The sequence below is a fragment of the Streptomyces sp. T028 genome, from assembly GCF_048159505.1.
Lineage (GTDB): Bacteria > Actinomycetota > Actinomycetes > Streptomycetales > Streptomycetaceae > Streptomyces.
Window position 1 is genome coordinate 151804 of sequence record NZ_JBLRVZ010000032.1, and the last position, 24108, is coordinate 175911.

General features: G+C 71.6%; 21 protein-coding genes. 16 read left to right on the forward strand and 5 right to left on the reverse strand.

What is annotated here, in order from left to right:
* Window positions 1-5 precede the first annotated feature (5 nt).
* Together ACLZN2_RS30495 and ACLZN2_RS30500 are read left to right on the forward strand one after the other, a co-directional pair.
* Window positions 6-869: a bifunctional methylenetetrahydrofolate dehydrogenase/methenyltetrahydrofolate cyclohydrolase gene (locus ACLZN2_RS30495; protein ID WP_416982602.1), complete on the forward strand. Its 864-nt coding sequence runs from the start codon at window positions 6-8 to the stop codon at window positions 867-869.
* Between the two features lie 269 nt (window positions 870-1138).
* Window positions 1139-2530 carry a DASS family sodium-coupled anion symporter gene (locus tag ACLZN2_RS30500; RefSeq protein WP_416982603.1) on the forward strand — a complete coding sequence of 464 codons (1392 nt, stop codon included), beginning with the start codon at window positions 1139-1141 and terminating at the stop codon, window positions 2528-2530.
* A gap of 72 nt (window positions 2531-2602) precedes the next feature.
* Here ACLZN2_RS30500 and ACLZN2_RS30505 read toward each other — a convergent pair whose 3' ends face one another.
* Window positions 2603-3808 (reverse strand): NAD(P)/FAD-dependent oxidoreductase, encoded by a 1206-nt coding sequence (locus tag ACLZN2_RS30505; protein WP_416982604.1) that lies wholly within the window; start codon window positions 3806-3808, stop codon window positions 2603-2605.
* A gap of 344 nt (window positions 3809-4152) precedes the next feature.
* Here ACLZN2_RS30505 and ACLZN2_RS30510 point away from each other — a divergent pair, with 344 nt between their 5' ends.
* The 4 genes from ACLZN2_RS30510 to ACLZN2_RS30525 are packed head-to-tail and all read left to right on the forward strand — an operon-like array spanning window position 4153 to window position 7777.
* Window positions 4153-5124, forward strand: coding sequence for a patatin-like phospholipase family protein (locus tag ACLZN2_RS30510; RefSeq protein WP_416982606.1), 972 nt, complete (start codon window positions 4153-4155; stop codon window positions 5122-5124).
* Window positions 5121-6344, forward strand: a complete 1224-nt coding sequence (locus ACLZN2_RS30515; RefSeq protein ID WP_416982608.1) for a macrolide family glycosyltransferase — start codon at window positions 5121-5123, stop codon at window positions 6342-6344. Before ACLZN2_RS30510 ends, ACLZN2_RS30515 begins: the two co-directional genes overlap by 4 nt.
* A gap of 3 nt (window positions 6345-6347) precedes the next feature.
* Window positions 6348-6833: a hypothetical protein gene (locus ACLZN2_RS30520; protein WP_416982609.1), complete on the forward strand. Its 486-nt coding sequence runs from the start codon at window positions 6348-6350 to the stop codon at window positions 6831-6833.
* Window positions 6830-7777, forward strand: coding sequence for a hypothetical protein (locus ACLZN2_RS30525; protein ID WP_416982610.1), 948 nt, complete (start codon window positions 6830-6832; stop codon window positions 7775-7777). Before ACLZN2_RS30520 ends, ACLZN2_RS30525 begins: the two co-directional genes overlap by 4 nt.
* A gap of 166 nt (window positions 7778-7943) precedes the next feature.
* On the opposite strand, the gene ACLZN2_RS30530 is transcribed toward ACLZN2_RS30525, so the two are convergent.
* Window positions 7944-8372: a cupin domain-containing protein gene (locus ACLZN2_RS30530; protein WP_416982628.1), complete on the reverse strand. Its 429-nt coding sequence runs from the start codon at window positions 8370-8372 to the stop codon at window positions 7944-7946.
* 281 nt (window positions 8373-8653) lie between these two features.
* Here ACLZN2_RS30530 and ACLZN2_RS30535 point away from each other — a divergent pair, with 281 nt between their 5' ends.
* On the forward strand, window positions 8654-9331 hold the full coding sequence (locus ACLZN2_RS30535; RefSeq protein WP_416982611.1) for an SDR family oxidoreductase: 678 nt from the start codon (window positions 8654-8656) through the stop codon (window positions 9329-9331).
* A gap of 133 nt (window positions 9332-9464) precedes the next feature.
* On the forward strand, window positions 9465-9962 hold the full coding sequence (locus tag ACLZN2_RS30540) for an Ohr family peroxiredoxin (protein WP_416982612.1): 498 nt from the start codon (window positions 9465-9467) through the stop codon (window positions 9960-9962).
* A gap of 29 nt (window positions 9963-9991) precedes the next feature.
* Here the strand turns inward: ACLZN2_RS30540 and ACLZN2_RS30545 are convergent, their stop codons facing one another.
* Window positions 9992-10576: a hypothetical protein gene (locus ACLZN2_RS30545; protein ID WP_416982613.1), complete on the reverse strand. Its 585-nt coding sequence runs from the start codon at window positions 10574-10576 to the stop codon at window positions 9992-9994.
* Between the two features lie 205 nt (window positions 10577-10781).
* Here ACLZN2_RS30545 and ACLZN2_RS30550 point away from each other — a divergent pair, with 205 nt between their 5' ends.
* The 4 genes from ACLZN2_RS30550 (at window position 10782) to ACLZN2_RS30565 (ending at window position 15326) form a co-directional block, all read left to right on the forward strand.
* The gene (locus ACLZN2_RS30550; protein ID WP_416982614.1) at window positions 10782-12005 is read left to right on the forward strand and encodes an NAD(P)/FAD-dependent oxidoreductase; all 1224 of its coding nucleotides are present in this window, start codon (window positions 10782-10784) and stop codon (window positions 12003-12005) included.
* A gap of 124 nt (window positions 12006-12129) precedes the next feature.
* The gene (locus ACLZN2_RS30555; RefSeq protein ID WP_416982629.1) at window positions 12130-13830 is read left to right on the forward strand and encodes an L-aspartate oxidase; all 1701 of its coding nucleotides are present in this window, start codon (window positions 12130-12132) and stop codon (window positions 13828-13830) included.
* 82 nt (window positions 13831-13912) lie between these two features.
* Window positions 13913-14659 (forward strand): SDR family oxidoreductase, encoded by a 747-nt coding sequence (locus ACLZN2_RS30560; protein WP_416982615.1) that lies wholly within the window; start codon window positions 13913-13915, stop codon window positions 14657-14659.
* A 70-nt stretch (window positions 14660-14729) separates the two neighbouring features.
* Window positions 14730-15326 carry a YceI family protein gene (locus tag ACLZN2_RS30565; RefSeq protein WP_416982616.1) on the forward strand — a complete coding sequence of 199 codons (597 nt, stop codon included), beginning with the start codon at window positions 14730-14732 and terminating at the stop codon, window positions 15324-15326.
* 199 nt (window positions 15327-15525) lie between these two features.
* Here ACLZN2_RS30565 and ACLZN2_RS30570 read toward each other — a convergent pair whose 3' ends face one another.
* The gene (locus ACLZN2_RS30570) at window positions 15526-16269 is read right to left on the reverse strand and encodes a sigma-70 family RNA polymerase sigma factor (RefSeq protein WP_416982617.1); all 744 of its coding nucleotides are present in this window, start codon (window positions 16267-16269) and stop codon (window positions 15526-15528) included.
* On the opposite strand from ACLZN2_RS30570, the gene ACLZN2_RS30575 reads away from it, so the two are divergent.
* Entirely contained in the window at window positions 16268-19018 is a 2751-nt protein-coding gene (locus ACLZN2_RS30575; RefSeq protein ID WP_416982618.1) for a helix-turn-helix transcriptional regulator, read from the forward strand. The genes ACLZN2_RS30570 and ACLZN2_RS30575 overlap by 2 nt on opposite strands.
* 113 nt (window positions 19019-19131) lie before the next feature.
* Window positions 19132-19617, forward strand: a complete 486-nt coding sequence (locus ACLZN2_RS30580; RefSeq protein ID WP_416982619.1) for a MarR family winged helix-turn-helix transcriptional regulator — start codon at window positions 19132-19134, stop codon at window positions 19615-19617.
* Between the two features lie 36 nt (window positions 19618-19653).
* Here ACLZN2_RS30580 and ACLZN2_RS30585 read toward each other — a convergent pair whose 3' ends face one another.
* On the reverse strand, window positions 19654-20304 hold the full coding sequence (locus ACLZN2_RS30585) for an FMN-dependent NADH-azoreductase (RefSeq protein ID WP_416982620.1): 651 nt from the start codon (window positions 20302-20304) through the stop codon (window positions 19654-19656).
* A gap of 149 nt (window positions 20305-20453) precedes the next feature.
* On the opposite strand from ACLZN2_RS30585, the gene ACLZN2_RS30590 reads away from it, so the two are divergent.
* Together ACLZN2_RS30590 and ACLZN2_RS30595 are read left to right on the forward strand one after the other, a co-directional pair.
* Complete coding sequence (locus ACLZN2_RS30590; protein WP_416982621.1) at window positions 20454-21122, forward strand: nitroreductase; 669 nt, start codon at window positions 20454-20456, stop codon at window positions 21120-21122.
* Between the two features lie 131 nt (window positions 21123-21253).
* Window positions 21254-24022: an ATP-binding protein gene (locus tag ACLZN2_RS30595; RefSeq protein WP_416982622.1), complete on the forward strand. Its 2769-nt coding sequence runs from the start codon at window positions 21254-21256 to the stop codon at window positions 24020-24022.
* Window positions 24023-24108 lie beyond the last annotated feature (86 nt).

Here is a 24108-nt window from a genome sequence, read left to right on the forward strand (position 1 = left end):
TCACCATGTCCACCGCGACCGTACTCTCCGGCTCCGCAGCCGCCGCGGACATCAAGCGTGAACTCACCGACCGCGTCGCCGTCCTGCGGGGCCGCGGGATCGTCCCCGGGCTGGGCACGATCCTCGTCGGCGACGACCCCGCCAGCCGCTCCTACGTGGGCGGCAAGCACCGGGACTGCGCCGAGGTCGGCATCGCCTCGCTGCGCGTCGACCTGCCGGCCTCCGCCACGCAGGCCGATGTCGAGGCGGCCGTGCTGCGGCTCAACGCCGATCCGGCGTGCACCGGCTTCATCGTGCAGCTGCCCCTGCCCGGCCATCTCGACATGCACGCGGTGCTGGAGCTCGTCGACCCCCACAAGGACGCGGACGGGCTGCACCCGACGAACCTCGGCCGCCTCGTGCTGGGCATCCCCGCGCCGTTGCCGTGCACCCCTCGGGGCATCCTCGATCTGCTGCGGCGTCACCAAGTCGCCATCACCGGAGCCCAGTTCTGTGTCATCGGCTGCGGGGTGACCGTCGGCCGGCCGCTCGGTCTGATGCTCACCCGGCGCACGGAACACGCCACCGTCACCCTGTGCCACGAGGCGACCCGCGACATCGCGGCCCACACCCGTGAGGCGGACGTCGTCGTCGCCGCGGCCGGGGTGGCGCATCTGGTCCGGCCCGACTGGATCAAGCCCGGCGCGACGGTGTTGTCCGTCGGGCTCACCCGGACCGTGGAGGGCATCCTCGGCGACGTCCACCCCGACGTCGACCGGGTGGCCGGCACCCTGGCTCCCCCGGTCGGCGGCGTGGGACCGATGACCCGCGCCATGCTGATCACGAACATCGTCGAGGCGGCGGAACGCCGGGCCGCGGGCGGTGAGTGACGCGCCGCCGATCTCCAGGTCCCTGCCTCTCGTGCCGTTCGGCCCCAGGGCGAAGGGCCGTTGGCCTCGCGCCGGGTGCCGCCTCGATCCGCCACCGTGGAGGCGAAAGCCCGCCCCTGGTCCGGTCGAACCGTCCGAGACGAGCCGGGCCCGCTCAGAGGATGGCTGTGATGAGCCCGTTCCGGGACACCGAAGGATCACCAGCCGGACAGGCTCCGGCCCCCACACCGGCCAGGACAACCTCCGCCCCGACGTGGATGTGGACCGCGTTGAAGTGGGTCGTTCCCGTCGTCGCGGCTCTGGCCGTCTATCTGCTGCCGCAGCCCGACGGGATCAAGCCCGGGGGCTGGGCCGTACTGTCGATCTTCGTCGGCACGGTGCTCGGGCTGATTCTGCAGCCGCTGCCTCTCGGCGCGGTCGCTCTCGTCGGCCTGACGGTCACCATGATCACCGGAACCCTGGAGCCGGACGTCGCGCTCGGCGGCTTCTCCGAGCCGACGATCTGGCTGATCGTGGCGGCGTTCTTCATCTCCCTCGGCTTCACGAAGACGGGGCTGGGGCGCCGTATCGCGTTGTTGTTCGTCCGGGCACTGGGCCGCAGCAGCCTCGGACTGGCATACGGCATCACGCTCACCGACCTGGTGCTGGCCCCGGCCACCCCCAGCAACACCGCCCGCTCGGGCGGCGTCATCCACCCCGTCATCCGCTCGCTCAGCACCAACGCCGGCTCGCACCCCACCGACGCGTCCCGCCGCAAGCTGGGCGCCTACCTGAGCGTGACCGCCATGCAGATCAACACGGTCACCAGCGCCATGTTCCTGACCTCCATGGCCGCCAACCCCCTGGCCCAGAAGCTCGCCGCCGACCGCGGCATCCACCTCACCTGGACCTCCTGGGCGCTGGCCGCACTCGTCCCCGGGCTGGTGTCCCTGCTGGTCCTCCCGGCGCTGCTCCACCGGGTCCTCCCGCCGACCGTGCGTGAGACGCCCGAGGCTCCGAAGCAGGCGCGCGAGCAGCTTGCGAAGCTGGGGCCGATGTCCCGCCAGGAGTGGACGATGACGGGCGTGTTCGTGCTGCTGCTCCTGCTGTGGTCGGTGGGCGGCCAGGTCTGGGATCTGTCGGCCACCGTGTCCGCCTTCACCGGCGTGGCGCTGTTGCTGGTGACCGGGGTGCTGACGTGGGGCGACCTGGTCGCGGAGAAGGCGGCCTGGACCACGCTCGTGTGGTTCTCCGTCCTGGTGATGATGGCCGGTCAGCTTCAGGAGCTCGGTGTGATCGGCTGGTTCAGCGACAGCATCACGGACGCCACCTCCGGGGTGGGCTGGCAGACCGCGTTCGTGATCCTGACCCTGGTCTACCTGTTCTCCCACTACCTGTTCGCCTCCAACACCGCTCACGTGGCCGCGATGTACGCCGCCTTCCTCGCCGCGGCCACCGCCACCGGTGCGCCGCCGGTGCTGGCGGCCCTGGTGCTCGGCTTCATCAGCTCCCTGTACGGCGGCCTGACGCACTACGCCTCCGGCCCGGCCCCCGTCCTCTTCGGCGGCGGCTACGTCACTCTCGCCGAATGGTGGCGCACCGGGCTGATCGCCGCCGCCGCCAACATCGTCATCTGGATGAGTGTCGGAGCCCTGTGGCTGAAGGTCCTGGGCCACTGGTAGCCCTCCCGGCGACCTGCCGCCCCCTCGCCCCCCACGGCCCGGCTCAACAGCCGGGCCGTCGGCGCAGGGTCGTCAGCCGTTGGAGAAGCGGCCCGCCTGGGCGAGGAGCTGCTCCGGGTCGTCGGTCGGCGGGTAGATCCAGATCGCGTTGATGTTCTGCTTGAGGGTCTTGGCCTCCTGGCCGGTCAGCGCGATCCTGCGGTCCCAGCCCTCCGTGTAGACGGCCCCTGCGGGACCGAGGTCCAGGCAGGTGACGTAGGGGTCGGGGGTGAAGGGCAGCAGGGCGCCGCCCAGGAGGTCGGCGGCGACATTGTGGCCGGCGAACTTGCCCATGGGCAGGGCGTGCTGGCAGGACTGGGTCGTGGTGCGCGCGTCGTCGGCGGGGGCGAGTGCGGTGTCGCCGGCGGCGTAGACGTCGGGCACTCCGATCACCCGCAGGTGGGCGTCCACGCTCAGCCGTCCCAGGCGGTCGCGCTCGCCGGGGATCTGGGCCGTGAGGGGGCTCGCCGCCATGCCGGCCGTCCACACGACCGTTGCCGCGGGGATCACTTCGCCGTCCGAGAGGGTGACGTCCTGGCGGGTCACCGCTGCCACGGTGCGTCCCAGGCGTCGCTCGATCTTCAGTTCGTCGATCGCGTCGTCGATGACCGGGCGCGGGCCGGGGCCGAGTTCCGGGCCCACGACGTCGGCGAGGTCGACGAGGACGACCCGGACGTCCTCGGCCGCACCCTGGCGGGCGGCGACCGCCCGGAGCCGTTCGCCCAGCGCGGTGGCGAGCTCCACGCCGGTGAAGCCCGCGCCGACCACGACAGCGGTGTAGCGGCCCATGGACGACGTCCGGTCGGGCAGCCGCCGGAGGTGGTGGTCGAGAGCCGCCGCCGCCGGAAGAGTGTCGATGTCGAAGACGTCCTGCGCCCCGGGGAAGTCCGGCCGTACGAGCTGGCTGCCCGTGGCCAGTACCAACTTGTCGTAGGCCAGGTCCAGTTCCTCGCCCGTGCGCGCCACGGCGCGTACGGTGCGCGCCTCGGTGTCGATCCCCGTGACGGTCGCCGTGACCCGGCGAACGCCGATCGGGCCGAGGACACGGTCGAGGGCGACCCGCATGCCGTCGGGGGCGTCCTCGTACAGACGGGGGCGGATGACCAGGTCGTCGCCGCCGCTGACCAGTGTCACCCGTAGGTCGTCACCGGCGCCGCCCGCCTGACGGGCGGCGCGTACGGCGCCCGCCGCGCTCCACACGCCGGCGAAGCCGCCACCGATGATCAGGACATCCTTCATGAACCACTCCGTTGTCGAATGCGTTGCCGGAAAGGGCCGCCGCCGATCACGTGCGGGGCTGGTCCGGCGCCGGTGAGTGCCGCAGCACGGATTCGCCACCATGCGGCGAGGCGCCCGCAAGGAACATACAGCCGAGATCAACACCTTGTCACACGAAGTTTCAGAGACGGGCCCTGTCACACATCGCAGACCCCTCCGGTCAGTAGTACGTACGCCCCTGCTCGGCCGGCCCGTCGGCGACCACCGGCCCGGCCGGTTCGGCTGACGGTGTCACACACCGTGTGATCGTCCGGTCCTGGTGGTGAGACCCGTCCGTTGCGGTGCCGGGGTGAGAAAGGTGGATCATGAGGGCTATCCGTCGTCAGAGACCGGCCCCGTCGTCGGGCGGGCCGCCGGGGGACCCGGCGTCGGCGGGCCTGCGCGGCCTGCCCCGTCCCGTCGCCGCCGTGGTGGGCGCCGGTGGCGTCCTCGGAGCGGCGCACGTCGGCGTCGGTCACGCGCTGGAGCAGCGCGGATTCGTTCCGGACATGATCATCGGGACCTCGGTGGGTGCCCTCAACGGGGCCATCGCGGCCGCCCATCCCGACCGGGCCGCGCCCTGGCTGGACCATGTGTGGACCCGGTTGCGTCGCCGTGAGGTGTATCCGCTCGGCTACCTGTCCTCACGGGCCAGTGTCTTCACCGATCGTGGCCTGCGCCGGCTGATCGCACGAGCCGGGCTGCCGCCCCGGATCGAGCAACTGGCGATCCCTTTCACGGCGGTGGCCATGGACCTGGTCACCGGCGCCGCGGTGCTGCTGGACGAGGGCGACCTCGAGTCCGCGCTGCTGGCCAGCGCGGCTATTCCCGGGATGCTGCCCCCCGTGGACCGTGGGGGCCGGACGCTCGTCGACGGCGGGGTCATCGCCTACGTCCCGGTACGGGCGGCCCTGCAGGCCGGAGCGGCCAGCGTGGTGGTCATCGCGACCGGGCCGGAGAGTTCACCGCCCAGCCCGGTCGGCCCGCGCCGACGTGCCGGTGCGATCGCCGCCAGGGCCGGGCTGCTGCTGTTGCACCATCAGATCGAGCGTGACCTCCACGAGGTGGCCGGGCACATCCCGACGGTCGTCCTGCCGACGGGCATCGGGGACTGGCCCGCGCCGTGGGATTTCGGCCACTCCCAGCGGCTGATCAACACCGCGTCCGTCACGGCGGGGCGGTTCCTGGACGGACTGCGCGTCAGCGGGCCGGGCCTGTACCGGGTCGACGCCCCTCCGGCCGTCTCCGCCGGTCCGGAACACGCATCCACTACTTCCACAGGGGGAGTCGACCTGTGAGCGCCATCTCGTTCCTCAACATCGCCATGCACGGGCGCGTCAATCCGACGCTGCCGGTCGTGACCGGGCTCGTCCGCCGCGGCCACACGGTCACGTACCACACCTCGCCCGCCTTCCGTGAGGAGATCGAGGCCACCGGGGCGACCGTGTGCCTCTACCCGGGGGGCGACCAGCCGCTGCCCGATCCGCCGACACCGCTCACCCTGCTGGAGGGGCTCGCGGGCGCCGCCGTGCGCATGCTGCCGGCCGTACTCACCGATCTGCGCCGCGTCCGACCCGACCTGATCGTCCACGACAGCGCCTGTCCGTGGGGTGCGGTCGCCGCCCGTGAACTGGGCGTACCCGCGGCGTCGTCGTTCACCACCTTCGCGTTCGACCGGCATGTACCCAGCCCCACCCGAGGCTCGTGGGACCTGCTGGCCGACGCGCGGAGCCGCCCCCGCAGCCTCCAGGGCTACCTGCGGTCCCGCTGGGAACTGCACCGCCGCTTCGACGCGCGGGGGTTGCCACTGGTCGATCTGGGGAACATCCGCCAGCCGCTCAATCTGGTCTACACCTCACGGGAGTTCCAGCCCGCCGTCGAGGACTTCGACGGGTCCTACCGGTTCGTCGGCCCCAGCATCGGCGCCCGGCCGGCCGACCCGTCGTTCCCGGCCGACCGGCTCCAGGACCCGGTGCTGTACGTGTCGCTGGGCACGGTGTTCAACACCGACCCACAGCTGCTGCGCGGCCTGGCCACCGCGCTGGCCCCGCTGGGCGGCACCGTGATCGTCTCCACCGGGCAGACCGATCCCGACGCGCTGGGACCGTTGCCGGCCAACCTGCTCGTCCGCCGTTCCGTACCGCAACCGGAGGTGCTGGCCCGCGCGGCGCTGTTCATCACCCACGGCGGGATGAACAGCGTCAACGAGGCCCTGTACGCCGGGGTTCCGATGCTGGTGGTCCCGCAGGGCGCGGACCAGCCGATGGTGGCCCGCCGCGTCGTGGAACTCGGCGCCGGCCTGTCGATCCGTACCCGGGACGTCGCCAGGGGCACCGTGCGCACCCTCGCCCGGCGCCTGCTCCACGAAGACCGGTTCGGGGCGGCCGCGAGGACCCTGCGGGCCGCCCAGCGGAATGCGGGCGGGCATCAGCGGGCCGCCGACGAACTCGAGCGGTATCTGCAAGCGGCCGGCCCGGTCCGTCGGCCGGTTCCCGTCGATCCGTCACGGCGAGGCTGAGCGATGTCACCTGTCGTCGTCCTGCTGCTGTGCGCCGGGCTGTCGGAGGCCGCCGGACGGATCCTGCCGCTGGTGTCCCGCCGACCCGGTATGTCACGGACGGTCGTGGCGAGCCTGGTACTGACCGGCGGCCTCGTCGAGGGGCTGGTGTTCGCGCTGTGGCCGCTGACCGCGTGGACCCTGGCCGAGCCGGCGCGGTCCTCCCCCGCGCCGGGCACCGGGTTGGAGTGGACACCCGGCCTGGTCGCGCCGCTGGTGCTCGCCGCCGTCCTCGCGTTCCCGTTGCTCGGGCCCCTGCTCCATCTGCTGCTCTTCGTGGGGGTCGGAGCCGGTCTGGCCGACCCGCTCGCGGCGGCGAGCGGGCTCGGCTGGTGGGGCGCCGCCGGTTGCGTGGCCGTGGCCGGGGCCGGGCTCGGGGTCGCCGTGGAGACCGTGCGCCGTCTGGTCGTGAGGATCAGCACGACGCGTGCACCGGAGGCATTCGTATGAACGACCTGCTGCTCTGGATCTGCCTGCTGGGGCCGGTCCTGCTCGCCGAAGGGCTGCTGGCCCGCTACGAGGTGATGGCCTACGGCGCCGGCTGGCGCGCCCCGGTCACCGCACTCCCGGAGGGCGTGCCCTACGCCCGGGGCGCGGCCCCCGACAGTCCCCCGGCCGCCTACCTGGTGTACCTGGACGGCATCGGGAAGCGCCGCGTCCGCGACACCCGGGACGGCGGCCAGTTGGTCAATGCCGTGCTCGCCGGGGCGCCCGAACTGCGCGTGCTGGGGCAGGTCCAGCCCTACTCGCCGCTGGCCGCCCCGCTCGCCGACCGGCCGGTGTGGGCATGGTTGCGCCGCCACGTCGGGCTGCTGCTGTTCCTGCACAACGTCATGCAGATCTTCGTCGCCGCCGACCACCGGTACCGCCCCCTGTACAACCGGGCCGTCGGCTCCCAGACAGCCACCCAGCTCCGGCTCGCCGGCTATCGTCCCGGCAGCGGCATTCCCGTGGTGCTGCTCAGTTACAGCGGCGGCGCCCAGGTCGCCACCGGTGCGGTCGAGGCACTGCACACCCAACTGCGCTGCCCACTCCTGCTGATCACGCTCGGTGGGTTCCACAACGGCGCGAACGACGTCACCCATGCCGAGCACGTGCATCAGCTCACCAGTGCGAGCGACCGGATCGAGCGGGTCGGCACCTGGATCTTCCCCCAGCGTTGGCGCCTGTTCCGCCGCAGCGGATGGAACCGCGCCCGTCGCGCCGGGAAGATCACCGTGCATCGGCTCGACCCGGCCACTCACCTCGGACCGCACAGCTACATCAGCCCCGTGGGCCGGCTGCCCGACGGCCGCAGCTACCTCGACCACACCACCGACACCGTGATCGCGCTCATCCGCGCCCACCACCGCACGACCACGCCCACGAACGACCCGATGCCCGAAGGGCACTGAGCGGCGGAGCCGCGCGAGCCCGTCGACCGTCAGCGGTGGATGAGGAGCATCACCATGACGAGGTGCAGAACACCGTCGATGCGGTCGGGCCGGCCGGAACTCCGTGGCAGGGCGGCGCCCATGTGTCCCGGCCCTCCCACGGAGCGGTTCCGACGGCAGGCGCGGGTCAGGACACGGGGCGCGGAGCGCGCAGGTGGGCCCGCCGGGCCAGTTCCTCCTCGTCGACGAACGTGAGCATCGGCTCGCCCGGTGCGCACAGCATGGTCACGACGAACCTGGTCGGCGCGTCCGACAGGGCGTTGCCGTCCTGGTAATGGATGACGTCGCCGCCCGGTTCCCAGAAGGTCTCCCCGGCCCTGACCACGCGCTCGGGCTCTCCCTCCAGTTCGAAACGCACCGCGCCCTCGATCACGTACCCGAACGCCGGCCCCGAGTGACGGTGCGCGGGAGAGCCGGGGTCACCGGGCGGCCACTCGACCAGGAGGGTCATCCCCGAGGCACCCTCGGGGATGTGGGGCGGCCTGACGTCCTGGAGCATCGTCGCCGCCGTCTTCCATGCCTCGGAACGCGGCTTGCCGTCGTTCGTACCGGTCATGTCGTTGCTTGACACTGTTGCACCTCCGTGGTTTTCACAGGCGAGGCCGTTCACACGTTGCCTCTGAGAAGAGACCGGACATGCGCTGTTTCTGTGACAGTTCCGGCGTCCTGGAGCGCCGGTAGCGGCAGGGCCGCGTGTCACAACATGGGTGAGTGGTCTGTCGTATGGAGTGCATACGGCGACTTCGCCGCCGCCAGGACGCAGGACGCCAGGACGCCAGGACGCCAGGACGCCAGGACATCGGGGGCGCGACGCCCCGTCGACGGGAAGGGATCCAGATGAGGGTTGTTGTCGCCGGGGCCACCGGCCGGATCGGCTCCAGGACGGTTGCGCGGCTGCGTGACCACGGTGTGGAGGCCGTGCCCGTGTCACGCCGTCACGGTGTCGACGTGATCACGGGGGACGGTCTCGACGAGGCTCTGCGGGGCGCCGAGGTGCTGGTGGACGTCACCGACGCACCCGCGCGCACCGAGGGGGCGGGGCTCCAGTTCTTCCACACCGCCACGACCAACCTGCTGACCGCTGCGGCAGCGGCCGGTGTGGAGCACCACATGGTCCTCTCCGTCGTGGGAGCCGACTGGCTGTGGTCCGACTACTTCCGCGCGAAGCCGCTCAAGGAGCAGATCGTACGGAACTCGCCCGTTCCCCACTCGATCGTGCGGGCCACGCCGTTCTTCGAGTCCATCGAGGTCATGGTGGAGAAGAACACGCTCTACGACCGCGTGCACGTCGCGCCCGTCCTCGCGCAGCCCGTGTCGACGGACGACCTGGCCGTCGCCGTCGCCCATGTCGCCGTGGGCCTTCCGCTGTTCGGCGTCCTCAAGGTGGCCGGGCCTGAGGTGCGTCGCCTCGACGACCTGGCGGGCGAGGCACTGACGGCCCGCCGTGACAGCCGAGTTGTCGTTCCCGACGCGCAGGCCCGTTATGTGGACCGGCCGCTGTCACAACCCGGGTGACTTGTCGGTCAACCAGCTGTCCGAAACCCCGGACGTCCCCACGACACAGAGGTGCGTGACATATGAAACCCGGCATGATTCGTCCGGTGGGCGCCGACCACAGCCGTGATGCCGACGTCGACGGGGGCCTGCGGTGACCGAGGAAATCCGGTTGCCCGATCTGTCCACCGCCAAGGACTTCGACGGGGACGCCTTCGCGCCGCTCTACACCACGACGGTGACGGTGAGCGGTGGGATCGCGAGTCACGGGCGGGCCTCGGGGCGGGCACGCTCCGCCGACGGGGTGCTGGATCTCGACCTGCGCATGCCCGCCGAACTGGGCGGGGACGGCCGGGGAACGAATCCCGAGCAGCTGTTCGCGGCCGGCTTCGCCGCCTGCTTCCACGGGGCGCTGAGTCTGGTGGCGCGACAGGCCGGGCTCGATCCCGCCCCGATCTCCGTGGACGCGACGGTGGCGTTCGGCCGGGACCCGGGAGACGGCGGCTACCTGCTGCGCGTCGACCTCGTGGTCGACTGGCCGGACATCGACCGTGAGCTCGCCGCCCCGCTCCTGGAGACCGCCGATTCGCTGTGTCCCTACGCGAGGATGGCCTGGGAGGGGACGCCGACGACGATCACGCTGGCTCCCTAGCCCGCACACGGGCCCGCCGTGGCGGCCGCTCACGCCTGTCGGCGCCCCCGCTCGGTGTCGAACTCGGCCCAGGCCCGGTCCCACTGGGCCAGGCGCCGCGCCTCCAGCCACACCTGGACGGCCCCCCAGCCGCTCACGACCAGCAGGCCCAGGCCCGCTCCCCCGGCCACGCCGACGGCCGCTCCGTGGGACCTGGCCCGGGCCGGGGTGGGCGGCGCGGGACGCGGGCGGCCGGCGGCGTCGAGCCACACCGTGACGGGCGAGCCCGCCTTGCCGCCCGCTGCCACGAACGCCTCACCGGTCTTGATGGAGCCGTCGGACGTCGTCCACCGCACGGTCGACCGCACGTCACCCTCCCCCGTCCCGGAGAGCCGTGACGGCGTCGCGGGGGCCATGTCCTCGACGAGGCGCGCGGCCGTACGGTGCAGGCCCCGCGCCTGGTCGAGAGCGGAGCGCTCGGCGACGCCTGCCGCCAGCACGCCCACCGCGGGCGCCGCGAGCAGCAGCAGCGCCGCTGCGGCCACCCCGATCCACGCTTCGGCGACGTCGGAGCGCCGTCTGAGGGGGTTGCGCCGCCAGCGCCAGAGCGACACCCTGCCAGCTCGTTTCAGCATGTGCGTATCCCTCCGGGCACGGCGGACCGAGAGGCCTGCCTCGCAGAGAAGACCGAGCGGGGCCCGCGTCTGTGACATGCCGGGTGCACCGCCGAAACGTCCGGGCCGTCGTCGGCGTTTTGTCACGGGACGGGGGGCTACGCGGTCTGATGGGTGCCCCCTTCCCCATGCCGCGCATCATGCGCCATCCGAGACGAGGAACGCCGTGAACTCTTTCGTGATAGTCGGTGGCGGTCTGGCCGCGGGCAGGACGGCGGAGGCTCTACGGGAGCACGGCCACGACGGCCCGCTCGTCATCATCGGCGACGAGCACGAGAAACCGTACATCCGGCCGCCGCTCTCCAAGGGCTACCTGCTGGGCAAGGAGGAGCGCGACTCGATCTTCGTGCACCCCGACGACTGGTATCGGGAGCACGAGGTCGACCTGCTGCTGGGCACACATGCCCGCGCGGTCGACCCGCGGGCCCACACGGTGGATCTGGACGACGGCGGTCAGATCACCTACAGCAAGCTGCTCCTGGCCACCGGCTCCTCTCCCCGTCGGCTGTCCGTCCCGGGTGCGGACCTCGACAACGTTCTGTATCTGCGCCGCGTCGAAGACAGTGAACGGCTCAGGTCCGTCTTCAGGGCGGAGGCGAGGATCGTGGTGATCGGTGCCGGATGGATCGGTCTGGAGACCGCCGCGGCGGCCCGGCTGGCCGGCGCCGAGGTGACCGTGCTCGAGCACTCGGAGCTGCCCCTGCTGAAGGTGCTGGGGCGTGAGGCGGCCGAGGTGTTCGCGGCGCTCCACACCGATCACGGCGTCCGTCTGCTGCCCACCGTGCGGGTGGAGTCCCTCACGGGGACGGACGGCCGGGTGGACGGGGTGCGGCTCGCCGACGGCAGGCAGCTGGCCGCCGACGCCGTGGTCGTCGGCGTCGGTATCACCCCGAACGTCCGACTCGCCCAGGAGGCGGGCCTGGAGGTGCGGAACGGCATCGTCACCGACGAGCACCTGCGGACCTCGGTGGCCGACGTCCACGCCGCGGGCGACGTCGCCAACGCCTACCACCCGCTGCTCGGCCGCCATCTCCGGGTCGAGCACTGGGCCAACGCCCTGCACCAGCCGGAGGTGGCGGCGCTCGGCATGCTCGGCAAGGACGCCGTCTACGACAGGCTGCCGTACTTCTACACCGATCAGTACGACCTCGGAATGGAGTACACGGGATACGTGGAACCGGGGGGCTACGACCGCGTCGTCTTCCGCGGCGAGCGGTCCGAACGACGCTTCATCGCGTTCTGGATGGCCGCGCATCGCGTCCTGGCGGGCATGAGTGTCAACGTGTGGGACGTCATCGATCCGATCCGGACCCTCATCACGTCCGGGTCGGACGTCGACGACGTGCTCCTCTCCGACCCGGACATCCCCCTGGACCGTCTCCTGCCGTGACGCCGCGGCGTGGGCGCGTGTGGGCCCGGAAGGTGTCACAGATCCCGGGACGACCTGGTCGTAGTGAATGACACCCCGGCGATCGGAGCAGACAGTGGCTATCACCGAACAACGTCTTTCCACCATGGTGCTGGTGATCGGCACCGGAGGTGCCGGGCTGCGCGCCGCCATCGAACTGGCCGAGGCCGGTGTCGACGTCCTCGCCGTCGGCAAGCGCCCCAAGGAGGACGCCCACACGGCCCTCGCCGCCGGAGGCATCAACGCGGCGCTCGCCACCATGGACCCCGAGGACAGCTGGGAGCAGCACGCGGCAGACACCGTCAAGGAGAGCTATCTGCTGGCCGACCCCCGCACCGTCCAGATCGTCGCCCAGGGCGCCGCCCGGGGGATCGACGACCTGGAGCGCTACGGCATGGCCTTCGCCAGGGAGGAGGACGGCCGTATCTCCCAGCGCTTCTTCGGCGCGCACAAGTTCCGGCGGACCGCCTTCGCCGGCGACTACACCGGTCTGGAGATCCAGCGCACCCTCGTCAGGCGTGCGGAGCAGCTCGACGTCCCCGTGCTCGACGGTGTCTACATCACCCGGCTGCTCGTCCATGACGGCGCCGTCTTCGGTGCCTACGGCTTCGATCTCACGAGCGGACGGCGCTGCCTGATCCACGCCGACGCGGTCATTCTCGCCGCAGGGGGCCACACCCGTATCTGGCGGCGCACGTCCTCACGGCGCGACGAGAACACGGGCGACTCGTTCCGGCTGGCCGTGGAGGCCGGAGCCCGCCTGCGCGACCCCGAGTTGGTCCAGTTCCATCCCTCCGGAATCATCGAGCCGGAGAACGCGGCCGGCACCCTGGTCAGCGAGGCCGCCCGGGGCGAGGGCGGGATCCTGCGCAACGCCCTCGGGGAACGGTTCATGGCCCGCTACGACCCGGACCGGATGGAGCTGTCCACCCGCGACCGCGTGGCCCTGGCCTCCTACACGGAGATCAGGGAAGGGCGCGGGACGCCCAAGGGCGGGGTATGGCTCGACGTCTCCCACCTGCCCCGGCAGACGATCATGACGAGGCTCCCCCGCGTCTACCAGACGCTGCTCGACCTGCAGATGCTGGACATCACCCGTGATCCCATCGAGATCGCGCCCACCGCGCACTACTCGATGGGCGGGGTGTGGGTGCGTCCGGAGGACCACAGCACCGACGTGCGGGGGCTGTACGCCATCGGCGAGGCGTCGAGCGGGCTGCACGGCGCCAACCGCCTCGGCGGGAACAGTCTCATCGAGCTGCTGGTCTACGGCCGTATCACCGCGCGGGCGGCCGCCGCCTACTCGGAGTCCCTGACCGCGCAGCCGCGGTCGGCGTCGGCCATCGCGCAGGCCCGCGCGGAGGTCGACGATCTTCTCGCCGCCGACGGAGCGGAGAACGTCCGCGCCCTGCAGCGCGCCATCCGCACCACCATGACCGAGCACGCGGGCGTCGTACGGGACGAGGAGGGCCTGCGCGCCGGGCTGGCGGAGCTCGAGGTGATCGAGAAGAGGATGGAGGACGTCGGCGTGCACCCGGACATCGCCGGCTACCAGGATCTCGCGCACGCCTTCGACCTCAGGTCTTCCGCCCTGGCGGCCCGGGCCACCCTCGAAGCGGCACTGGAACGTCGCGAGACCCGCGGCTGCCACAACCGCAGCGACTACCCGGACCTGGATCCCGCGATGCGGGTGAATCTCGTGTGGTCCCCGACGACCGGTATCACCCGCGAGAGCATTCCGGCCGTCCCGGTCGAGATTTCCTCCCTGATGGAAGAAGTCTCGACCGAGGGAAAGCTTGCCGAATAACCGCGCGGCCCCCTGTCACAGGTCGAGCCGCTGTCCTGTCTCTTCTCTTGCAGACCTCGAACACCTCCGAGAGGAATCCGTCATGAAGGTCGTAGTGATCGGTGGAACCGGGCTCATCGGCTCGCAGCTGGTCGGCAAACTGGGCGAGCACGGGCACGAGGCGGTCGCCGCCGCGCCCGACACGGGTGTCAACACGCTGACGGGCGAGGGCCTGGCCGAGGTCCTGGAGGGCGCGTCGGTCGTGGTGGACGTGTCCAACTCCCCCTCGTTCGAGGACCAGGCCGTCATAGACTTCTTCCGTACGTCCACGACGAACCTCCTGAAGGCGGAGGGCGAGGCCGGCGTGACGCACCACGTCGCGCTGTCGGTGGTCGGCACCGAGCGCCTCCAGGAGAGCGGGTACTTCCGCGCCAAGCAGGTCCAGGAAGAGCTGATCAAGGCGTCCGGGATTCCGTACTCCATCGTCCACGCCACGCAGTTCTTCGAGTTCATGAAGGGGATCGCGGACCTGTCGACCGAGGGCGACACCGTGCGTCTGGCCCCGGTGATGATCCAGCCCATCTACTCCGGCGACGTGGCCGCGGCCGTCGGCCGGACCGCGGTCGGCACCCCGGTGGGCGGTGTGGTGGAGGTGGCGGGCCCCGACCGGTTCCAGCTCGACGAGCTCATCAGCAAGGGTCTCGCCGCCAAGAACGACCCCCGCACGGTCGTCACGGACCCGCACGCGCCGTACTCCGGCGCCGAGTTGGAGGAGAGCACGCTCCTGCCCGGTCCTGACGCGCACATCGCCGAGACCCGGTTCGCCGACTGGCTCGCACAGCAGCAGTAAGCCCTCCACGTGGCCCCCTGCCGAAAGGCCGGGGGCCGCTTGGTTCCAGGCACGAAGGAACTGACTCGCCATGCTCGACCGCAAGGGAACCGTCTTTTCCCGTACCGCCCGTCTTGCGGGGCTGACCGGCGTCTACACCATCGACCCCCTGCACAGCACGATCGGGTTCTCCGTCCGACACGCCATGATCGCCAACGTGCGCGGAAAATTCACCGCCTTCGAGGGGATCCTCAAACTCGACGGAACTCGTCCCACTCGGTCGGAGGCCTGTCTCACCGTCCAGACCGGCAGCGTGGACACAGGTCTTCCCGAGCGTGACGCGCATGTCTGCAGCCCGGACTTCCTCGACTCGGCGACATTCCCTCTCATGAGCTTCCGCTCCATCGGAATCTTCGACGCCGGGGACGACCGGTTCCGCGTGGGCGGATATCTCCGCATCAAGGACGTCGAACTGCCGATTCGCATCGACCTCGAGTTCGGCGGAACGAGCCAGGACCCCTACGGCAGGAACCGTGTCGGCTTCGAGGGCAGAGCCACTCTGCAGCGCTCCGACTGGGGACTCGACTGGAACACCCCCCTGGCAACGGGCGGGGTCCTGGTCAGCGACAAGGTGAAGCTGCTGCTCGACATCTCGGCCGTACAGGTGCCCCCGGCGCGAGCCGCCTAGGCCCTGTCGTCACATTCCCGTCGTCGCCCGGAGGGCGGCCACGCGGCGTCAGGTGCGTGCTCTCGGTGTGCCGGGCCCTGACCCTCGTACTGGACGTACGCGGGTCTGGGCCCGGTGCGGCGAGAGGGCGTGCATGGCGTCGCGGGGCAGGCGGGAATGTGACGACAGGGCCTAGGGCACCCGGAGAACCCCCGGTGGCTCACCGGCCGAGCAGGGACAACCCTCGGGACCTCTGGCCCACCACACCGGCGACTGCCACGCGCTCGCCGTGCGCGACCGGTTCGGAGGCCGGCCGGAGGTCGGCGTCCGTGGTGAGGACCCTTTCCAGGTGTGCGAAGTCACCGGACCGGGCCGCCGTGAAGAACGCCTGGACGAGCCGCCGATGCGCGGTCGGGTCCACGGGCTGCCTGCGACGGTTCCCGGCGAGACGCTCCTGGGCACGTGCGACCTGCTGCCTCGTGTTGGCGAGGCTGAGACACAGCATCTCGGAGATCCGGCTGTACGAATAGCCGAACCCCACCCTCAGGACGTACGCGGCGCGCTGCCGCGGCGTCAGTGTCTCCATCAGCAGGAAGACCGCTCGCTCCACGGCGTCCTCTCGCTCGGCCACCGCCTCCGGGATGGCGCACGTGTCCACGGATTCCGGGAGCCAGGGGGTGGCGCAGGTTTCCCGGCGTCTCCAGGCGGACTGGACGACATTGATGGCCAGCCGGGCGGTTGTCGTCCTGAGCAGCGCGGGTGGATTCGAGACGACCGTACGGTCCGTGCCCTGCCACCGAAGCCATGCCTCCTGGATGACGTCCTCGGCCTCTCCCGTGTTCCCGACGATGCGGCCGGCGATCTTGAGCAGTCCGGGCCTGGCGCGGACGAACACCGACGTCGCGTCTTCCAGGTCGTCGACCGTCGGGGCGGCCGTCGTGCCCGCCGTCTTGGGAGCCGGCATGACAAGCAGCGGCGCAAGAGTCGAATTCCTCGGGCGGAGGAACGAATGCCGGGCCCTCGACGACGTCCTCACGGGCGCCCGGGCCGGGCGGAGTGCGGCCCTGGTCCTGCGCGGGGAGCCGGGCATCGGCAAGACCGAGCTGTTGAAGTACCTCCTCGAGCGTGCCGACGGCTGCCGCACCGTCAGAGCCGTCGGCGTCCAGTCCGAGATGGAGCTCTCCTTCGCGGGCCTGCACCAGCTGTGCGCTCCACTGATCACGGGCCTCGATCGTCTCCCCGGTCCTCAGCGCGACGCACTCGCCACGGCGCTCGGTCTACGGGGCGGGCCGGCACCGAACCGGTTCCTGGTGGGCCTGGCCACGCTGAGCCTCCTCGCGGACGCCGGAGGGAACCAGCCGCTGGTCTGCCTCGTCGACGACGCGCAATGGCTGGACCGGGTGTCGGCGCAAACCTTGGAGTTCGTCGCCCGCCGGCTGCTCGCGGAGTCCGTCCTGCTGGTCGTCGCGGTCCGTGAGCCCAGCCCCGGCGAGACTTTCGCCGGCCTCCCCGAGCTTTGCATCACGGGGCTGACCAGCAGCGACTCGCGACGGCTCCTCGACTCCGTCGTCCCCGGCCCGCTCGACGAGCGGGTGCGCGACCGCATCGTGGCCGAGACGCGTGGCAATCCGCTGGCCCTGCTGGAACTGCCGCGCGGGATGACGGTGGCCGAGATGGCCGGCGGCTTCGTGGCCCCCGACGCGCGCCCGTTGTCGAGCCGGATCGAGGAAGGATTCCTCCGCCGCGTCCGGTCGCTCCCCGCCGAGACGCGGCGCCTGCTGTTCACCGCCGCCGCCGAGCCGGTCGGCGACCTGACGTTGCTGCGGCGAGCGGCCGGGCGCCTGGGGATCGACGTGGACTCCGCCGCGTCGCACGCCGAGGCATCCGAACTGATCACACTCGGCACTCCCGTGCGCTTCCGGCACCCGCTGGTGCGATCGGCGGCCTACAGGGCGGCAGAACCGTCCGACCGTCGCGACGTACACCAGGCGTTGGCGGATGCGACCGACGCGCGCCTCGATCCCGATCGTCGGGCGTGGCACCTGGCACGCGCGACGGCGGGACCCGACGAGACGGTGGCCGCCGAGCTGGAGCGCTCGGCGGACCGGGCGCAGGCGCGCGGCGGGGTCGCCGCCGCGGCGGCCTTTCTCGACCGGGCTGCCGAGCTGACGCCCGACCCCGCCCACCGCGGAGCCAGAGAGCTGGCGGCCGCACAGGCCAAGTACGAGGCCGGTGCGTTCGGCGCCGCGCTGGACCTGGCGGGTACGGCGGAACGGAGCCCACTCGACGAGCTGAGTGCGGCAAAGGTGACATTGCTGCGCGGTCGGATCACGTCTCTCACCAGGGGCGCGACCACGGCGTTGCCGCTGCTGCTGGAGGCGGCGAAACGGCTCGGGCCGCACGACGCCGCACTGGCCCGTGCGACCCACCGGGACGCCGTCTTCGCGGCGCTCACCGCGGGCCGTGTACCGAACGCGGTGGCCGAGGCCGTTCTCGCGGCGCCGAGGCCCGCCGAGCCCACGCGCGAGGCGCTGCTCCTGGAGGGCCTGGCGCGCGTGATCACGGAGGGGTACGCCGCCGGGGCACCGACGCTGCTGGAGGCGCTGACGGCCTTCCGTTCGGCCGGCGGCGCGAGGGAGGACGGGCTGGGCTGGCTCTCGCTCGCGTGCGGGTTGGCTCAGGACGCGTGGGACTTCGAGAGCTGGTCCGTGTTCTCGGCGCGGCTGGTCGGCCTGGCCCGGGAGGCGGGGAATCTGTCCGTGCTGCCGACGGCGCTCCTGCACCGTGTGGGAAACCGGGTCCGCGTCGGCGAACTCGCCGACGCGGAGGCACTCGTCGTGGAGGGGGTGGCGATCGGCGAGGCGACCGGCAACAGCATCTGGGCCCACTACGGAGCACTGTTCCTCGAGCCGTGGAGAGGCCGCGAGACAGCGACGCACCGGGCGATCAAGGGAATCACCCAGGATCGCCGGCTGGACGAGCAGCCGAAGGTGCTGGCGGACGTGCAATGGGCCGCGTCGGTGCTCTACAACGGCCTCGGCCGGTACGAGGAGGCCTATCTGGCCGCTCGGCGCGGCTGCGAACACCCGGAGGAGCTGGGCCACACCATCCCGTCGATGGTGGAGCTCGTCGAGGCGTCGGCACGACTCGGACGGCCGACGCGCGCCGCCGAGGCCGTGCGCAGAATCAGCGACATGGCGCTGGCCACCGGCACCGACTGGGCCCTCGGCAACGCGGCCCTCGTACGAGCTCTGGTCGGCGAGGGGCAGGCGGCCGACGACTCGTACCGTGAGGCGATCGAGCGGCTGGGCAACACCGAGGTCCGGATGGAGCTCGCCCGGGTCCGGCTCCTCTACGGAGAGTGGCTGCGCAGTGAGAACCGCCGGGTCGACGCCCGTGCTCAACTGGGCATCGCTCATGACATGCTCAGCCACATGGGGGCCTCGGCATTCGCGGAACGTGCGCGACGCGAGTTGCGGGCCACCGGGGCCAAGGTGCGCAAACCCGCCGCCGCGAGGGACGCAGCCCTCACACCTCAGGAGGCGCACATCGCTCGCCTCGCCGGCGCAGGGCTCACGAACCCCGAGATCGGCGCTCAGCTGTTGCTCAGCCCCCACACCGTCGAATGGCACCTCCGCAAGGTCTTCTCGAAACTCGGCATCTCCTCCCGGAAGGAGATCGGCACCGTGTGGCTCGACGACGGGGCGACATAGCCCGGCTTCGACTTCGGCTTCGACTTCGACTTCGACTTCGGCTTCGACTTCGACTTCGGCTTCGGTTTCACTTAAGACCGTATCGAACGAGTGGAGCGCTGTAGCGTGACCTCATGACCGCCGACGTCCCTCCCGGCACCACCCCCGCGCGGGTGACCGACCGCCCCGGAGATGCCTCGCCCTTCGCGCTCGGTCTGCTGCTGCGCCGGGCGCACTGGCGTGCGGCCGCCGTGATGGAGGAGGCGCTTCGGCCGCTCGGCATCGAGTTGCGCCATTTCGCCGTACTGATCGTGCTGGTCGACCGTGGTCCCACGGTGCAGCGGGACCTGGTGGCGGCGACGGGTTCGGACAAGGCGGGCATCATGCGGGTCGTGGACGACCTGGAGCGCAAGGGGCTGGCCGTGCGCAGGTCCGTTCCGGGGGACCGGCGGGTACGGGCAGTGGAGATCACGCCCCAGGGCGTCGAGCTGTTCGATACGGCGCATGTGGCGGCGGAGCCGCTGGCCGAGCGGCTGGCCGCCGAACTGGCGCCCGGCGAGCCCGAGCAGCTGAGGGATCTGCTGACCCGGTTCGCCCATCCCACGGGCGATGAGGCGTAGGCGCGGCCGCACGAGGGTCGCCCGCCGCCGCCCGGGTCACGCGGCGAGGCGCTCGGCGAGTTCCTTGGCCTTGGCGGTCGCCTCCTCGAAGGCGCGCTCGCGGGAGGCCTCGTAGAGGGGGATCAGCTCGGACATGGCCGGGTTGCGGGGGGCCATGGTGAGTTCGGGGACGATGAAGTCGAGGTCCAGGCCGAGGGTGCCCTTGAGGACGGCCTCCAGGTAGTTCTGTACGAACTCGTAGCCCTCGCGCGGCGTGCCCGGTGCGTAGGAGCCGCCGCGGCTGGCGACCACGACGACCGGGGTGCCCTGGGCGGACGGACTCTCACCGGCGGTGCGGCCGAGCAGGAGCACGCTGTCCAGCCACGCCTTGAGGGTCGACGGGATCGAGTAGTTGTGCATGGGCGCGCCGATCAGGACGGCGTCCGCCTGCTCCAGTTCCTCGATGAGCCTCACGCGCGCGGCGAACGCGGCGGACTGCTCCGGGGTGCGCTCGGACGGGGCGGTGAAGCCGGCGGACCAGGCGGCGGCGGTGATGTGCGGGACGGGGTCGGCGGCGAGGTCGCGGTGGATCACCGTGCCCTCCGGGTGCTGCTCCTCCCAGGCCTTGAGGAAGGCGCCGGCGACCGAACGGGACGAGGACGCCTCGCCGGGAAGCACGGACGAGTCGATGTGCAGCAGCGTGGCCATGGGCTTTCTCCAAGGTACGGCGCCCGAGGCGGGAACCACGGACGGAAGGTTGCCTACAGCGATAGTTAAACACAAGACAGTATTGAATGATACCGTCGCGACTGCAACGGATAGGGAGTACGTCGAACAGACGGAGGAGGCAGGCGTTCTTGGACGTCTACGAGGCGGTCACGAGCCGACGGGCGGTACGCGGATTCACCGGCCGGCAAGTCCCGCGGGAGGTGCTGGAGCGCGTCCTCACCACCGCGGCCTGGGCGCCGTCCGCATCGAACCTCCAGCCGTGGCACGCCTACGTACTGACCGGCGCGTCACTGGCCGACCTCAAGAAGCGCACCGGCGAACGCGTGGCCACGGGCGACCCCTGGGACGAGCCGGAGTACGAGCAGTACCCGCCGGACCTGAAGTCCCCGTACCGCGAACGCCGATCCGCATTCGGTGAGCAGCGCTACGGCGCACTCGGCATTCCGCGCGAGAACCTCGAGGCACGTCAGAGGGCCGCTTCCGCAAACTGGGAATGCTTCGGCGCGCCCGCCGCCCTGTTCTGCTACATCGACCGCACCATGGGCCCGGCCCAGTGGTCCGACGTCGGCATGTATCTGCAGACCGTCATGCTGCTGCTCCGCGCCGAAGGGCTGCACAGCTGCACGCAGATGGCATGGGCGAAGTACCACCGGACCGTGGCGGAGGTCCTGTCACCCCCGGACGGCCTCATCCTCTTCTGCGGCATGTCCATCGGGTTCGAGGACGCCACGGTGGACCACCCCCGTACGGGCCGGGCGCCGCTGGACGAGACGGTCACGTTCGCCGACGGCCGCTGAGACCGCCCGCGCGCGGCGGGCGACGCCGTCCCCAAAATCTTGAAAGTTCCAGCTCCCCCGTGGAACCACGGGCGCAGTGATCCGGACACGTACTAACATACCGACCGAGGTGTCCTGACAGGGGAGCTGCCATGGCGAGGAGCGGTGCGAGAGCCGGACTCCTCGGGAGGCAGCACGAGTGCCAGGCGCTCGACGGCCTCCTGGCAGGCGTCAGGGCCGGGCGCAGTGGAGTCGTGGTCCTGCGCGGTGAGGCAGGGATCGGGAAGACCGAGCTCCTGAGATACCTCCGCGATCGTGCCACGGGATGCCGCACCCTCAAGGTGGACGGCGTCCAGTCCGAGATGGAGCTCTCCTACGCCGGCCTGCACCAGCTCTGCGCACCTCTGCTGGACGGCCTCGACGGTCTTCCCGAGCCTCAGCGGGACGCGCTCGGCACCGCGTTCGGTCTGCGCGCCGGCCCTGCGCCCGACCGGTTCCTCGTGGGTCTGGCCACGTTGAGCCTCCTCGCGGACGCCGGAGGCGACCAGCCACTGGTCTGCCTCATCGACGACGCGCAATGGCTCGATCGGGCGTCGGCTCTGACCTTGGAGTTCGTCGCCCGCCGCCTGCTCGCGGAATCGGTTCTGCTCGTCTTCGCCGTCCGTGAGCCCAGCCCGAGTGAGGCTCTCGGCAGCCTTCCCGCGATGCCCGTCACGGGGCTGGCCGACCCCGACTCCCGGACACTCCTCGACTCGGTCGTCACCGGGCCGCTCGACCAACGGGTGCGCGACCGCATCATCGCCGAGTCGCGCGGCAACCCTCTGGCCCTGCTGGAACTGCCTCACGGGTTGACCGCGGCGGAGCTGGCCGGCGGCTTCGGGCGTCCGGACGCATGGCCGTTGTCCAGCCAGATCGAGCAGGGGTTCCTCCGCCGCGTCCAGTCGCTCCCGGCCGAGACGCAACGCCTGCTGTTCACCGCGGCCGCCGAGCCCGTGGGCGACGTGACGTTGTTGAGGCGAGCGGCCGAGCGGCTGGGGATCGACGTCGACGCGGCCGCGTCGCACGCCGACGCGGCGGAGCTGATCACCCTGGGCACCCGGGTGCGGTTCCGGCATCCGCTGGTGCGCTCGGCGGTCTATCGCGCGGCGAGCCCGGACGACCGGCGCGAGGTGCACCAGGCGCTGGCCGACGCGACCGACGCCCGGCTCGATCCCGATCGCCGGGCCTGGCATCTGGCCGCCGCGGCCTCGGGAGCCGACGAGGCCGTGGCCGCCGAGCTGGAACGCTCCGCGGGCCGGGCACAGGCCCGCGGCGGTATCGCGGCCGCGGCCGCGTTCCTCCAGCGCGCGGCCACGCTCACGCAGGATCCCGCCCGGCGTACAGAGCGCGCGGTAGCTGCGGCACGGGCGAAACTCCAGGCCGGGGCGTTCGAGCCGGCGGCCACCCTCCTCGCCACGGCGGAGGCCGGACCCCTCGACGAGCTCGGACACGCCCGCATCGATGTGCTGCGTGCCGAGATCGCGTTCTCCCAGAACCGCGGCAGTGAGGCTCCCGCGCTCCTGCTCGCCGCGGCCGACCGGTTCGGGCGGCTCGACGTCACGCTCGCCCGTGACACCTATCTGAACGCCGTCGCGGCGGCGATATTCGCCGGCCGTCTGGCGCGTGGCCCGGGCCTGCGGGAAGTGGGCAGGGCTGCCCGCGGCGCACCGCCGCGGCAGTTGCCGCGGGTGCCCGATCTGCTGCTGGACGCCGTCGCCGTGCGTCTCACCGACGGTTACGCGGCTTGCGCACCCATGACGGAGCGAGTCCTCGCGGCGTTCTGCGAGGACTCGCTCCCCTACCAGGACGCGCTGCGCTGGCTCTGGCTCGCGTCGGTCCTCGCCGCGGATCTGTGGGACGACGAGCGCTGGCACCTGGTCGCGACCCGTCACGTGACGATCACCCGCGAGGCGGGCGCGCTCAGCGTGCTCCCTGACGCGCTCGACTCCCTCGCCCACACGCACCTCCTCGCCGGGGAGCTGACGGCGGCCGCGTCGCTGGTCGAGGAGGTCAGAACGGTGTGTGAGGCGACGGGGAGCACCCCGGCACGCGTCGGGCCGCTCGGCCTGGCGGTCTGGCGTGGCCGCGAGCGCGAGGCCCGCGCGCTGATCGACGCGACCATGAGCGAGGCCGTGCCGCGTGGCCAGGGGGCCGCCGTCACCATCGCACACTGGTACCACGCGCTGCTCTGCAACAGCCTCGGCCAGTACGCGGACGCGCTGATCGCGGCCCAACAGGCAGCCGCCGACCAGCAGCAGTTCGCGTCACCGCACTGGGGATTGGTCGAACTGGTCGAGGCGGCCGCACGGAGCGGCTCACCCGAGCCGGCGGCCGACGCGCTCGAGCGGCTCTCGGAGACGACGCAGGCCAGCGGCACGGACTGGGCACTGGGCGTGGAAGCGCGCTCACGGGCCCTCCTGAGCGAGGACGAGGCCGCGGAGCGGCTCTACCGTGAGGCGATCGAGCGGCTCGACCGCACACGGGTCCGCGTGGAGCTCGCCCGCGCACAGCTGTTGTACGGCGAGTGGCTGCGCCGCGAGAACCGCCGCGTCGACGCCCGCGCCCAACTGGGTGTCGCGCACGAGACGTTCAGCCGGATCGGTGCCGAGGCGTTCGCCGACCGCGCGCGAAGGGAGCTGCAGGCGACGGGAGCGAAGGTCCGCAACCACACCATCACGACGCACACCGCCCTCACTTCCCAGGAAGCGCAGATCGCCCGCCTCGCCGGCGCGGGGCTCACGAATCCGGAGATCGGTGCCCAGTTGTTCCTCAGCCCCCACACCGTCGAATGGCATCTCCGCAAGGTCTTCTCGAAGCTGGGCATCTCCTCCCGCAGGGAGATCCGCACCCTGCGGCTCGAAGACGAGGCGACATCGGCCTAGGGCGTGTTTCGAAAGTAGCGTCGTCCGCCCGTAGGGCGGGCCCGGCGGCGTCTGGTGCGTGCGATCGCAAGGCGGAGGGTCGCCCC